13 protein-coding genes are annotated in these 13041 nt (G+C 50.2%); 4 read left to right on the top strand and 9 right to left on the bottom strand.

All coding sequences use genetic code 11. From position 1 onward, the window contains the following. Positions 1-28 precede the first annotated feature (28 nt). From D3D03_RS11145 to D3D03_RS11125, 5 genes are all read right to left on the bottom strand, one after another. Positions 29-478: a ComF family protein gene (locus D3D03_RS11145; protein WP_233550692.1), complete on the bottom strand. Its 450-nt coding sequence runs from the start codon at positions 476-478 to the stop codon at positions 29-31. A gap of 185 nt (positions 479-663) precedes the next feature. After that, the gene (locus D3D03_RS11140) at positions 664-1878 is read right to left on the bottom strand and encodes a helicase-related protein (RefSeq protein ID WP_119923610.1); all 1215 of its coding nucleotides are present in this window, start codon (positions 1876-1878) and stop codon (positions 664-666) included. A 168-nt stretch (positions 1879-2046) separates the two neighbouring features. After that, positions 2047-2892, bottom strand: coding sequence for a DegV family protein (locus D3D03_RS11135; RefSeq protein WP_119923609.1), 846 nt, complete (start codon positions 2890-2892; stop codon positions 2047-2049). Between the two features lie 135 nt (positions 2893-3027). Then, the gene (locus D3D03_RS11130) at positions 3028-3723 is read right to left on the bottom strand and encodes a response regulator (RefSeq protein WP_026832108.1); all 696 of its coding nucleotides are present in this window, start codon (positions 3721-3723) and stop codon (positions 3028-3030) included. Beyond that, the gene (locus D3D03_RS11125) at positions 3720-4892 is read right to left on the bottom strand and encodes a sensor histidine kinase (RefSeq protein WP_026832107.1); all 1173 of its coding nucleotides are present in this window, start codon (positions 4890-4892) and stop codon (positions 3720-3722) included. The genes D3D03_RS11130 and D3D03_RS11125 overlap by 4 nt, the downstream gene beginning before the upstream one ends. A 98-nt stretch (positions 4893-4990) precedes the next feature. Here D3D03_RS11125 and D3D03_RS11120 point away from each other — a divergent pair, with 98 nt between their 5' ends. From D3D03_RS11120 to D3D03_RS11110, 3 genes are all read left to right on the top strand, one after another. After that, complete coding sequence (locus D3D03_RS11120) at positions 4991-5632, top strand: YigZ family protein (protein WP_026832106.1); 642 nt, start codon at positions 4991-4993, stop codon at positions 5630-5632. A 67-nt stretch (positions 5633-5699) separates the two neighbouring features. Next, on the top strand, positions 5700-6731 hold the full coding sequence (locus tag D3D03_RS11115) for an LCP family glycopolymer transferase (RefSeq protein WP_026832105.1): 1032 nt from the start codon (positions 5700-5702) through the stop codon (positions 6729-6731). Continuing rightward, positions 6706-7122, top strand: a complete 417-nt coding sequence (locus D3D03_RS11110; RefSeq protein WP_026832104.1) for a GNAT family N-acetyltransferase — start codon at positions 6706-6708, stop codon at positions 7120-7122. Before D3D03_RS11115 ends, D3D03_RS11110 begins: the two co-directional genes overlap by 26 nt. Positions 7123-7245: 123 nt before the next feature. Here the strand turns inward: D3D03_RS11110 and chrA are convergent, their stop codons facing one another. The 4 genes from chrA to D3D03_RS11090 all read right to left on the bottom strand — a co-directional run bounded on the left by chrA (position 7246) and on the right by D3D03_RS11090 (position 11144). Then, positions 7246-8403 carry a chromate efflux transporter gene (chrA, locus tag D3D03_RS11105; protein WP_119923608.1) on the bottom strand — a complete coding sequence of 386 codons (1158 nt, stop codon included), beginning with the start codon at positions 8401-8403 and terminating at the stop codon, positions 7246-7248. A gap of 72 nt (positions 8404-8475) precedes the next feature. After that, positions 8476-9585, bottom strand: a complete 1110-nt coding sequence (locus tag D3D03_RS11100) for a DUF418 domain-containing protein (RefSeq protein ID WP_119923607.1) — start codon at positions 9583-9585, stop codon at positions 8476-8478. A 56-nt stretch (positions 9586-9641) separates the two neighbouring features. Next, positions 9642-10685, bottom strand: coding sequence for a glycosyltransferase family 4 protein (locus D3D03_RS11095; protein WP_026832101.1), 1044 nt, complete (start codon positions 10683-10685; stop codon positions 9642-9644). 57 nt (positions 10686-10742) lie between these two features. Further along, the gene (locus D3D03_RS11090) at positions 10743-11144 is read right to left on the bottom strand and encodes a Rok-like winged helix domain-containing protein (protein ID WP_014971241.1); all 402 of its coding nucleotides are present in this window, start codon (positions 11142-11144) and stop codon (positions 10743-10745) included. Positions 11145-11436: 292 nt separating this feature from the next. Here D3D03_RS11090 and D3D03_RS11085 point away from each other — a divergent pair, with 292 nt between their 5' ends. Continuing rightward, entirely contained in the window at positions 11437-12921 is a 1485-nt protein-coding gene (locus D3D03_RS11085; RefSeq protein WP_119923606.1) for an N-acetylmuramoyl-L-alanine amidase, read from the top strand. Positions 12922-13041 lie beyond the last annotated feature (120 nt).

Raw genomic sequence — 13041 nt, 5'->3', positions numbered from 1 at the left:
ACTGAATATCGGCAGGAATGAAGATTTTTTAAACACTTCGAAATAAAGTTACGGCAGAAATTTCTTTTGCGCCGGCTTCCCGCAGTCGAGAAGCGGCTTGGCGTAAAGTGATTCCCGTCGTATAGACATCATCGACGAGCAAGATTGTTTTCCCGGCAACAGGCCCCGTCACATGAAACGGATTGTTCCGTTCGAGTCGTTGTTGCCTTGACAGATGGCTTAACGCCGGACCATCCGTCCGCTCGAGTACAAGGCGGATGCGCCCCCGCATCATCCGCCCGATCAGTTCCGCCTGATTAAACCGGCGGTCACGCAACCGTTCCGGACTCAGCGGAATCGGGACAATCCAATCCTGTTTGACTTTTACCTTCTTCAGCTCCATTTGAAACACGTTGAGCAATGCCGTGTCCCCGAGAAACTTATACCGCCTCATGAACGCTTTCGCCGGCGGATGATACAGAAAGAGAGGATGGGTCAAGAGCAGCTGTCCTTGTTGACGCCAATCGTTACAATCCTGACAAAGCAATTGACCCGGCTTGCCGCAATCCGTGCATTCCCCTCTTTTTACAAATTCTATTTTACAGGTCGGACACAGGGTTTGCCTAGTCCATACATTCGACAATGCCCAACTGGGTAAAAAGTCCTGACCGCATAACAAACACTTCATTGAAATCCCTCCCGATTCGCATGCTTGATTTGATGAACCGCTTGGTACATCGCATTCGACCGGTCGTTCGCAAAAAAGAGGATCTCGCCTTCCGGAAAATCAGCACTTCGTCCGACACGTCCGCTGATTTGAATCAACGCTGCGACACTGAACGATTGGTCGGCATCAAGAACTGCGACTTGCACGTCCGGCAATGTCACACCCCGCTCAAGAATCGTCGTCGTCAGCAGGATCCCCGTCGTCCGGCGAAACTGTTCGACTTTTTGAACGCGGTCCGGATCGGCCGCATGAACCGTTTCACTCGCCAGTCCCTGTTGCTGCAATACCATCTGCCACGTCTTGAGCGCTTCGACTCTTGGCACGAAGACAAGCCGGGGCTTCGCCGGATGTTGCTGAAGCCAGTGCAGGACATCGTTTGTCGTATAGGGGATGCGGAGCTCCGGGACGGGTAACGAAAAGCCGTGATAACGGCGCATCAGCCGGACGGTCGGCAGGAGCCGGTTCCGAAAAGACGGGGTCGCGCTGAGCAAGATCAGTGCCGCGTCCGGAGACATCGCTTGTCGGACATACCGGTGCAACGTCCGGTCGGCTTGGTACGGGAAGGCATCGACTTCATCGATGAAGACGACGTCAAAACAGGTCCGGTAATGAATCAATTGATGAGTCGTACTGATTGTAATCTCACCGAGTTTCAAGCGATCCGGTGAGCCCCCGAACAACGACACGATGTCTGCCTGCTGAAAGGCGCGTTTGAGATGCCCGGTCAATTCTCGGACGACATCGGCACGCGGTGTCGTGATCAAGACACGTTTGTTTGAACAGAGGGCCTGTTCGATGCCGGGAAACAGCATCGGTGTTTTCCCCGCCCCGCAGACAGCATGGACGAGCAGACGTTTTCGCTGCTCAATCGTCTGCGTGATGGCGTTCGCAATCTGTTGCTGATCGACCGTCAAATGCAGTTCACTGTGCCGGTCGGGTCGAACGGGATCAAGCGGGCGCGGATCCGTGACGAGGTGGTCACACGTCCTCAGCTTGCCAAACATCAAACAATGCCGGCAATAATAACAGCGTCGGCCACACGTACACGGACCACGTGTCGGTAATTTGCCGCACCGCTGGCACCGCCATGTCACGGCCGGTCTCGATTCGACCGGATGCTCAAAAGAAACATCCAACTGGTAATCCGGGATCCATCGTTTTCGTAAATCCATCTGCTTCACTCTCCCTGAACGAATGTAAGGAATCAGTTCGGCAAAACAGATGTTCTTCCTGCGCCGGTTGCTAATACGCGGCTAGTCTGTGATAACGGCACGAAAAAGACGTGCCTACTGGTGCAGGCACGCCGTATTCTTCGTATATGTCCTGCCGTTGTCGCAGGATTAGTTTTCTTGATACCAGGTGATACCGATCGCACCCGGTCCGAGATGGGTCCCGATGACCGGTCCGAACAAGCTCATCTCAATCCGTGCTTCCGGGAATCGTTCCTGTAAGACGGCGATTTCCGTTTCTGCTTTAGAGGAGTCTTCCGCGTGAATGACACCGATGACATAACCGGCACCGTTTCCACGGATCGTCTCTTCCATCATTTCTTCAATCCGTTTGACGGCCCGTTTAAACGTCCGGATTTTCTCAAACGGCACAATCTTTCCATCGACGAAGTGAAGGACCGGTTTGATCTTCAGGAACGAACCGACGACCGCTTGCGTCATGCTGAGACGTCCGCCGCGTTGCAGATGTTCCAAATCGTCTACAACAAAATAGGCACGGATGACTTCTTTTAATTCTTCGAGACGGGTGACGATTTCAGCGGCTGTTGCACCCGCATCGCGCATCCGGACCGCTTCCTTGACCAAAAAGGCTTGCGGCATACAGGAAATCCGGGAATCAATCGGATGTACCTGGACGTGTTCGACCATCATGTTGATCGTATGTAGTGCCTGGTACGTTCCACTGATTCCGCTTGAGAGTGTGATGCCGATGATGTCCGTCCCTGCAGGAAGGCGTTCAAAGGCATCGACGAGATCGCCGATGTTCGGCTGTGACGTCGTCGGCAGGCTTCCCGTCTGAATCCGTTCATAAAAGTCCGGTACGGAAATATCAATTCCTTCACGATACGCCTCTTCGTCGAAGATGACACTAAGCGGTGCGACATGGACATTGTTTTCTTCACAATAGGTAGTTGGCAGATAGGCAGTACTATCCGTTAAAATCACAATCTGGCTCATTCGTGAATTTCCTCGCTTTTAAGAGTTCCGTCGTGACATAAGGTATTCTGACAGGTCACAATCGCCTTTTATCATACCATATGTTGGTGTCTAAAAAAAAGAAAGACGGAGCCCGAATCGGCTTCCGTCCTGTCCTTATACGACGACGACCCAGCCCCGTCGAATGGCTTCGACGACGGCACCTGTCCGGTCGGGTACGTTCATCTTACGTAAAATGGATGAGACATGGTTCTTGACGGTTTTTTCGCTGATGAACAACGTATCGCTGATCGCCCGGTTCGAAAAACCGTCTGCGAGCAACTGTAACACTTCACATTCACGACGTGTCAGCACGTGAAGCGGTGCTTCCGCGACCCGTTTTTCGATTGGCTGCGAAGACATCGTCTGTTTCATCTTCATCAAACGGCGGTATTCCTGCAACAAGTTCGGTGTGACTTTCGGGTGGACGTAACCGCCTTCCCGGTAGACGGAACGAATGGCATTGACGAGCTCATCCGTCGCCATCTCTTTCAAGAGGTAACCGACTGCGCCGGCACCCAGCGCGTGCATGACGTATGTCTCGTCATCGTGAATCGATAAGATGATGACCCGGACTTCCGGGTGCACTTCCATCAAGCGTTTTGTTGCCTCGACACCGTTGACTTTCGGCATATTTATATCCATTAAGACGATATCAGGTTGGTGGGCTTCGACGAGTGGAATGACATCCGCTCCGCTTTCACCCTCCGCGACGACGATGAATTCTTCTTCGAAATCGAGAATCCGTTTGACGCCTTCACGGAATAGCTGATGATCGTCGATGATGACTACTTTTACTTGCTCGTTATTCACAGTGTTTCCCCTCTCGCTCCGGATTCCTCAACTGGAATCCTTACCTTGATGACTGTCCCTTTACCTGGCTGCGTCTCAATCTCAAACTCTCCATCAATCAATTCAATCCGTTCCCGCATTCCGATCAGTCCGAATGACTCATCACACGATTCGACGATTGAATTAAAATCAAATCCAACCCCATTATCTTTAACATGGATTCGGACGGAATGTTGATACTGTTCTATGATAATACGAATGTCCCCTGCTTTGGAATGCTTAACTGCATTTTGGACCGCTTCCTGGACAATCCGGAAGACGGCGACTTCGTATGTCGAATCGATCCGCTCCCCTCCCCCCAGGTAGTTGAAGTGAATGGGAATATTCGAAATTTCCTGCATATGACGCAGATATCGCTCGAGCGTCGGGACGAACCCGAGATCATCCAGCGTCATCGGTCGTAAATCATAAATGATGCGGCGTATGTCGGCCAGCCCGTCACGGATCAAGGTCCGCAGGCGGTGAATTTCTTCAAAAGCAGCTTCCGCACCGTTATGTTGATGAATTTTTTCAATCAAGTCGGCCCGGATCAAAACATGAGCAAGCGTTTGTGCAGGACCGTCATGCATATCACGGGACAGGCGCCGGCGTTCGTTTTCTGCCGATTGGAAGACTTTTAACCCCATCTCCTGTTTTTGCATCGCCTTCTCATACTTCTCATTCATCACCTGCATGTCGTCCGTCAAGAAGTTCAAGACAACCGAAACCCGGCTGATCAACATGTCGGCCCGCTCGATTGTTTCATCCAATTGGATCAGACGGCGTTCGAGCTCGTCCCGCCGTTTGCGGCAGTTCATCTCATCCCGTTGATTGATGAATGACTCGAGCTGAAGCGAGTTCGCCGTCTCATAAGCAGAACGAATATCTTGTTCCGAGTAGTTGTCGAAGTTTTTGCTCACGATGACGAGTCGCGCTTTCGAGTCCTTAATGTGTCGTTCTAGCCGTTCGGCTTCTTTAATGTAGTCGTGGACACGTGTCTTCAATTCCCGTAACTCCTGCTGAATTTCAGCATACTGTTCCCGCGAACTTTCCGTGATGCGGACGATTTCTTCCCGACTTTCTTCTACGACACCAATGATGTTCTGTACGATATCATTCAAGGACAGTCGCTCCCCCATCTCATTCGTCATACTACTCCCTCCGTTCCTTGCCAGTCCCCACGGTTGTCTCTCTCTCTAATCGTCGTTATGCTAGAAAGAACTAGTTAACGAGGAGGACATTTTTGATTATGACATTATTTAATTATTATACAGTAAAAGAAAACGGTTTCCATGAAATCATTATCCAAAAGTCACGATTTATTACATATTTGGCGCGCGCCACCTCAGAACAGGAGGCACAGAGCTTCATCGCGGACCTCAAGAAAAAACATCACGACGCCAATCATAACTGTTCCGCTTACGTCATCGGCGAACGAAACGAAATCCAAAAAGCCAATGACGACGGTGAACCGAGCGGGACGGCAGGTGTTCCGATGCTCGAAGTCCTGAAAAAGCGGAATCTCCGCAACACCGTCGTCGTCGTGACCCGTTATTTCGGCGGCATCAAGCTCGGTGGCGGCGGATTGATCCGGGCTTACGGCTCCAGTGTCTCGGAAGCGTTGAATGCTGTCGGAATCGTCGAACGTGTCGCGCACGATCTGGTCGAAATCACCGTCGATTATACGTGGCTCGGGAAGCTTGAGAATGAACTGCGGGCAACCCCGCACATCATCGATCAGATTCATTATCTGGATCAGGTCAAGATTGACGTTTGGGTGGAAGAGAGCGCCGTGCCCCTTTTCCTCGACTGGATGACGAACTTGACGAACGGTCAGGCCGTTCTTGAGAAAACCCATTCCCGCTACGTCGAACGTGACATTCAACCCTGACCTGCTATACTAATTATAAAGATTTAAAAGTTTTTTAATAATTCAGTAAAGTAAGGAGTAATGAACAGTGGATGATTCCAAACGATCCCGTTCTGCAAAACCAAAACGAAAGCGTCCCTGGTTTAAAATGTTCGTCATCGGATTCCTGGTGATCTTCATTACAGGCGGCGCCGCGTTCGCGTATGTCGCGAACAAGACGTTCCAAGCCGCCAAACAATCCGAGGTCGAATTGTCGCGTGGCGACAAATCAGACAAACGCGCAGCAGCCGTCGATTTAACAAAGGATCATTTCTCGGTCCTGCTCGTCGGGACGGATGAACGTCCCGGTGATACGTCTTCGCGGGCCGATACGATGATTGTCGCAACCTTCAACAAGACCGATAAAAAAGTCAATCTGCTCAGCATCCCCCGTGATTCCCTCGTCATGATCCCTTCTGTCGGGTATGAAGATAAAATCAACCATTCCTATGCGTTTGGCGGGATTGATTCGACGATTGAAACCGTCGAGACGTTGCTTGATATCCCGATCGATTATTACGGCTCCATCAACTTTAATGGTGTCGTCGCAATCGTCGATGCCGTCGGCGGCATTGAGGTCGATGTCAAGCTACCGATCGATACACTCGATTCCTCGGATCAAAAAAACGGGGTGAAGTTGGAGCCCGGTCTTCAACAGCTCAACGGAGAGGAAGCACTCGCCTATGCCCGCATGCGTTATCAGGATCCTGAAGGAGACATCGGACGAACAAAACGTCAACAGCAGGTCGTTCAGGCGATCATCGATCAGTCGACGTCCTTTGGATCCATTACGAAACTCAATAAATTGATGGATGCGACGGGCGACAACTTCACGACCAACATGTCGCTAACGGAAGCATTCCAGCTGCAACCGTTCGCGAAGTCACTGAATGCCGTGAACCGCATCGATTTAAAAGGAACCGATACGAAAATCAACGGGGCCTACTATTATCAACTGGATCCGGCTTCGTTATCGGACGCCAAAGCCACGTTAAAAGAACAACTGAATTTGCCGGAAACAACCGATGACTTAACGTCCACACCGGAGGTCACGGATGATTCGACGACTGGAAGCAACTGATTATCCGGCACTTCACCGGCTCCAACAGCGGGCTTATCAAGTCGAGGCGGATCTGATCGGTGTTTCCGACTTCCCGCCGCTGCAGCAAACGCCCGCACAACTCGTACACGAGCAGCCAAGCGGTTACGTCTATTGTCTGGATGAACAGCTCGTCGGTGCTTTGACGATCGAACAGGAGACGATCACACGTTTAGTCGTCGCACCGGATTATTTTCGTCAAGGGATTGCCAAACACATGCTTCGCCATGCCTTGGCGAAACACCGGCTCCACTTTGTCTCGACTGCCGCGGCCAATCTTCCGGCAATCGCGTTGTATCAGCAATTCGGATTTCGACAGGTTGATCAGGTCAGCCGTGATACGATTGCCCTCGTGACGCTTAAACGGGAGTGACGGCCAACTCACCGGGGTATTGCTTCAACAATTCATTCTAATCAAAAAAACGAACGCTTTCCTGTTTTAAACAGAAAAAGCGTTCGTTTTTTACATGCCGTTTACAATTCGCTTGAACCGGCTTCAAATCCAACTCATGACCGTTCCGATCACGGCACCGATGAGGACGATGCGCAGTGGTGACTGGTTGTAGAAGCGAAGTAAACAAAACAGTCCGAAGGCGACGAAAAAGTCGATTCCGGTTTTGACACTTGACGTAAAGATTGGATCATACAAGGCAGCAAGCAGAATGCCGACGACGGCTGCATTGACACCAATCAACATGCGGCTGACTTGTTTGTTGCCGCGGACACGGTCCCAAAACGGAAGCACCCCGATGACGAGCAGGAAACCGGGCAGGAAAATCGCGAGCGTCGCAAGAATTCCGCCGGTCACACCATGGATGACCGTTCCTAAGTAGGTCGCAAAAGTAAAGAGTGGTCCCGGAACGGCTTGTGCTGCCGCATATCCCGCCAGAAAACTATCGCCCGTCAAAAAGTCGGGGACGAGTGACTGCTGCAGAAACGGCAAGACGACATGTCCGCCGCCGAACACTAACGCTCCGGCACTGTACATGATGCTTGTCAATTGAATGTTCCCAGTCGCGACGTTCGCTAAAATCGGTGTCGCAACGAGCAGGACGGCAAACAGCACTAACGCGCTGATGCTGAGAAGCCGCGGCACACGGATGTTGAGTTGTCCGCCGCTTTTCGGTTCGTCGTCAAACAGGACCAAACCAAGCAATGCCGCGAGCACGAGCACACCGACTTGCGCCAATGGATGTGCGAGGAGCAACACTCCGGCCAGAGCGAGCAACATCAAAAACAGACGCTTCGGACCGACCGCAAGTTTCGTCCCCATACCAAGGACGGCATCCGCGACGATGGCGACGGCAACAAGTTTTAACCCATGAATGAAGCCGGCTTCCGCCAAATCATATTCCGTCGCAAGCACGGCAAACACGACCAAAAGAACACTCGATGGTAACGTAAAGCCGATGAATGAGACGATTGCACCGACGACGCCGCCTCGAACAAGACCGATTCCCATCCCGACCTGACTTGACGCCGGTCCCGGGAGGAATTGGCAGAGGGCGACGAGATCGGCATAAGCCTTCTCATCCACCCATTTCCTTCGTTTGACATATTCCTCGTAAAAGTATCCTAAATGGGCGACAGGTCCGCCAAAGGACGTCAACCCAAGCTTCAAGGACACGATAAAAATTTCGATCCATCTGTTCATATAACCACCTCCACCACTGATTATACGAAAAGTTTGTAAATTTTTTGTGACAGCCCGCACATTCTTGTCTGGTTATTTGCGACGTCCATAAGTGCCGGCACGCCAGACGGCTTCAACCGGACCTTGGGCATGTCGTCTTAAATACCAACGGGAAAAAACGACTTGTATCACTAAGAGTGCGATGACCGCTACCGTGCCTTGCCAAAGCGGGATCGTCCCGTAGGCGCCGGTCAAGAAAATCAACACTGTAAAGACGAGCGTATGCGACAGATAGTTCGTCAATGCCATCCGACCAAGCACCTGAAATCCATTTAAGGAACGCCCGGATCGGATCAGCAAGGCGATCGCCGCCGCATAAGTTACAGCAAGTGTCCGTCCGGATAACCAGACGAAAAAGAAGTTCGCCAAACCGTCCGGTACTTCGCCTTGATGAATCATCACGATCTGATAAAGTGCCGGCAGCGACAACAGCAGACTTACCGTGAGCAGCACGACGAGCGTTCGAGTCGTCGGCGGTCGGACCGTAAACCGTTCCATCAAATAGGCACCGATCAAGAACAAAGACAGGATTTCCGGGAAAATCGTCAGCGTGTTCGTCAACGCCATCGGGATTTCGATCGTGGCATGATGTGCTATGTAGTCAAGGACTTGACGGGACGCGATCAATTCCTGCACTGTTCCGTCCGGTTCGACGATCGATTGATCTCCTTCCGAGCGGGCGTACAGATAAATCGATAAGTAGAGGAAAAACGTATATACCTGCAAGGCAATCCCGACGAACAGCTTCGTCGTCGGCCGCGTTTTGACGAACAACAATAAAAAGAAGCCGCTTAACGCATAGGTCTGAAGTATATCCCCTTTCCAAAACAAGAGGTGGATCAGTCCGAATGCCAACAAAATCGTCAGCCGGCGGACGAAGATCCAAAGGGATTTGCCTTTCACGCGAAGGCGATCGATAAACAAAATAAAACCGGCTCCAAACAAGACACTGAATAGGGTATAGAATTTTGTCTGGATGAAGAGGTCAAACAGGAGTCGAAGCAGTTGATCGACCTGTCCCATCTCACTTGTCGTCCGTTCCCCGAGAAAACTCGGCATATTGACGAATAAAATGCCGCATAATGCAAAACCGCGTAACACATCCAAGTACACAATACGATTTGTTCTTTCGATCAGATTCACACGAAACACTCCTTAACCGCCAATCAGCCGCTCAAATCGTTTGAGCGGCTGATTGGTCATTTTGATGTAATGCGTTCCAACAAATTCAACAAGGGACGATATCGTTCTCCGAGCAATCCGAGTGATTCGACGAGGATATCAAGGACGAGCAAGAGCATCAGTAAGGACACAAGCGCACCAAGCGAATTCGTCTGGGAAAACAGAATCGCCGTCATACCAAAAATCGCACAAAGTCCATAGATGACGAGCACAGCTTGACGCATCGTAAATCCAAGATCGAGCAACCGGTGATGCAAATGCGCTTTATCCGGTGCAAACGGCGGTTTACCTTGCAAGACCCGGCGGACGATTGCAAACAGCGTGTCCGAAATCGGAATCCCGAGCAAGATGACGGGAACCGCCAGCGAGAACAAAGTGACGTTCTTAAACCCTAACAAGGACAAGACACCCAGCATGTAACCGAGGAACAAGGCACCGGTATCGCCCATGAAAATCTTCGCCGGATAAAAGTTGTGGAATAAGAATCCGAACGTACTCATCAAGAGCAGAATCGCGACAATCGTCACGTAGACGTTCCCTTGAATGACGGCCAGACTGATCAGCGTCAGCAGGACGATACTTGAGACACCGGCTGCAAGACCGTCGAGACCGTCAATCAAGTTGACAGCATTCGTGATCCCGATGACCCATAAAAACGTCAACGGAACACTCCACCAACCGAGAAACAGTTGTTGGTCAAACGGTAAGTTGATGAATTCGATCCGGATGCCGCCGTTTAAGACGACGACGGCCGCGACGATCTGCCCCATCAATTTCAAACGGGCATTTAATTGGAAACGGTCATCGAGTGCTCCTGTCAAAATCACGACAAAACCACCGACTAAAATATGAGTCGCATATGGACTCGAAGGTTGCAAAATGAAGTAGCCGATCATGAAGGCGATATAAATCGCCAGTCCCCCTAAACGCGGCATGATCCGCACGTGTACTTTTCGCGCGTCCGGACTGTCAACGGCACCGACTGCAATCGCAAAGCGTTTTACGACGGGTGTGATCAGTAAGGCCGCGATAAAACAGACAATGGACGCCGTCCATAACATAATAACATCACGCTCCTGCGCGAATTATATCATAAAAAAAAAGAGCCGACGAGCGGCTCACATGAAGATTGGAACTTCTGCAGATGGATCATATGTATAGATACCGCGTCCTACCTTTTTGATTGCAGGATTCGCTTGTTCGACTTTTGCCATCAATTGATAGATGTTGCTGATTTGATGCCGGTACCGTAATTCAAGTTCCATCTGAATGTCGCGTGCTGACATCGACTCGCGTTCACGCATCAGATCACTGATTTGATGCACATAGACTTCCAGTGGATAACGTTGATTCACGCGGCGTTGTTTTAACGGACGTTCTTGTGTGACGGCGATTTCTTTTGCCGAATCCCCTGTTCCCCGGCTCAGCTCCGCGATTAAATACTCGGCACGCCGTTGCAGACGACGGTATTCTTCTTCAATTTCCATCAGTTCTCGGTAGATATGTTCACTCGTTCCCATTTGTTGACCTACTTTCCTAAATTAAACATAAATATTTCAATTATGTTTCAATTGTATGTTTTTTGAAATATAAAGCACTACTTTTTGCCTCTTTAATATATAATTTAATTATATATTTAATTATTCTGTAATATTTTTATCTCATTGTCGATGTTTCAGCTACACTTCATATTACCAGAAAGGAGATGGAACGGAACATATAAATTATAAATTAAACTATTTTAAAAGTATTTAATTGACTATATAAGCTTTTGTACCTATTCATCTTACTTAAAAGGAGACTGGAAAATTAATGGACAAATTAACTAAAATCTTAGCATCGGCCTTAGTACTTTTGCTTCTAATCACCATCGCTTTTCCGTCCTCATTAGTATCGGCTGCAACCGGGACAACGTTTACGAAAACGACATATAAAACAACCGATCTGTTGAATCTCCGCTCTTCCAACTCGGTTTCATCCAACCGATTGACGACGATTCCGAAAAACACATCGCTCACTTCCAGTTACCGGTTGGGCGATTGGTACAAAGTCACCTATAACGGAAAGACTGGTTATGTCATCGGACAATATTTGACGAAAGTCGTCACCGGTACATCCTTTACCAAAACGACGTATCAAACGACAGATGCCCTGTCGTTACGTCAAGCGGCTTCGACCTCGTCGACACGCTTGCTGACGATCCCGACGAAAACCACACTCACATCGAGTTTCCGAAACGGCGATTGGTATCAGGTCACGTATAACAAAAAAACCGGTTTTGTCTCCGGCTCTTACTTAAAGAAAGTCACGACGTCTTCTTCGACGGCTTACACGACAACAGAACGATTGAACTTGCGAAGTGCACCAACAACATCAGGTGCCTTGCTGATGACGATTCCAACCAATCAAGTCGTCCAGTCATTATCCATCAGCTCGAACTGGCATAAAGTCACGTACGGTGGAAAAACAGGGTATGTCATGGGAACCTACTTAAAAAAGGGAATGGCTTCACCGGCTTCCACCCCTGCCGGAAAAGCGGATTACAGCGGCGCCAAGATGTTTGTCCTGACTGACTCCGGCAGCACGGTTGCCTTGCGTTCTGCAGCATCCGTCTTGAGCGGACAAATTGCTCGCGTCGGACGCGGAACACCGGTCATCGTCACAAATAGTCTGCATAAGACACGTGGTTTCGTCGCCGTCCAAACTGCAGACGGTCGTCGCGGATACATCGAAGCGACATATTTGACACTGTTCCAACCAAGTCCGTCCAACCGTCCGCTGATCGTCATCGATCCTGGTCACGGTGGGCACGATCCGGGTGCTGTCCGGTCCGGTCTCACAGAACGCGATATCGTCTTGTCCGTCGCCCGCCAAGTTGCGAGTTTGCTTGAAGGAAAAGTCGATCTGACCCTCACCCGCTACACAAACGATTATTATCCGACACTCGGTGACCGGAGTGCGATGTCGAATGCACACTCGACGTCCCGGTTCGTCAGTATCCACATCAATGCTTCGACTGCTCTCAGCGCGTCAGGAGCGGAAAGCTTTTATTACAAAGGATCGACTTCGGTCCAATTGGCTCAAGCGATCCAACAACGTTTGACAAGTTATGCCGGCATGCGGAACCGGAATATTCATTTTGCCAACTATGCCGTCATCCGTGGCACACAAGCACCGGCAGTCCTCGCCGAACTCGGTTTCTTGTCGAACAGCACCGATCGTGCGAAATTAGCGAGTCCGACCTATCAGGCCCGTTATGCCCAAGCGATTGCAGACGGTATTCTGGCGACGCTTTAATTCCATCCACTTCATTAAAAATCAGTCTCTACACAGACGAGGGCGGCAGATGATCATTCTGTCGCCCTCGTCTTGTTTATAAGGAATCACTCGCTTCACGCGACTCCGACAGGAAAAGCG

The sequence above is a fragment of the Exiguobacterium sp. RIT452 genome, from assembly GCF_003598705.1.
Classification (GTDB): Bacteria; Bacillota; Bacilli; order Exiguobacteriales; family Exiguobacteriaceae; genus Exiguobacterium_A; species Exiguobacterium_A undae.
The sequence above is the reverse complement of the archived record's forward strand: the minus strand, read 5'-3'. Positions and strand labels throughout refer to the sequence as shown.

Bases quoted from the DNA above. Each gene is read 5' to 3' on its own strand.
- D3D03_RS11140 (WP_119923610.1), bottom strand. From the start codon at position 1,878: ATGGATTTACGAAAACGATGGATCCCGGATTACCAGTTGGATGTTTCT.
- D3D03_RS11135 (WP_119923609.1), bottom strand. From the start codon at position 2,892: ATGAGCCAGATTGTGATTTTAACGGATAGTACTGCCTATCTGCCAACT.
- D3D03_RS11125 (WP_026832107.1), bottom strand. From the start codon at position 4,892: ATGACGAATGAGATGGGGGAGCGACTGTCCTTGAATGATATCGTACAG.
- D3D03_RS11120 (WP_026832106.1), top strand. From the start codon at position 4,991: ATGACATTATTTAATTATTATACAGTAAAAGAAAACGGTTTCCATGAA.
- D3D03_RS11110 (WP_026832104.1), top strand. From the start codon at position 6,706: ATGATTCGACGACTGGAAGCAACTGATTATCCGGCACTTCACCGGCTC.
- chrA (WP_119923608.1), bottom strand. From the start codon at position 8,403: ATGAACAGATGGATCGAAATTTTTATCGTGTCCTTGAAGCTTGGGTTG.
- D3D03_RS11095 (WP_026832101.1), bottom strand. From the start codon at position 10,685: ATGTTATGGACGGCGTCCATTGTCTGTTTTATCGCGGCCTTACTGATC.
- D3D03_RS11090 (WP_014971241.1), bottom strand. From the start codon at position 11,144: ATGGGAACGAGTGAACATATCTACCGAGAACTGATGGAAATTGAAGAA.
- D3D03_RS11085 (WP_119923606.1), top strand. From the start codon at position 11,437: ATGGACAAATTAACTAAAATCTTAGCATCGGCCTTAGTACTTTTGCTT.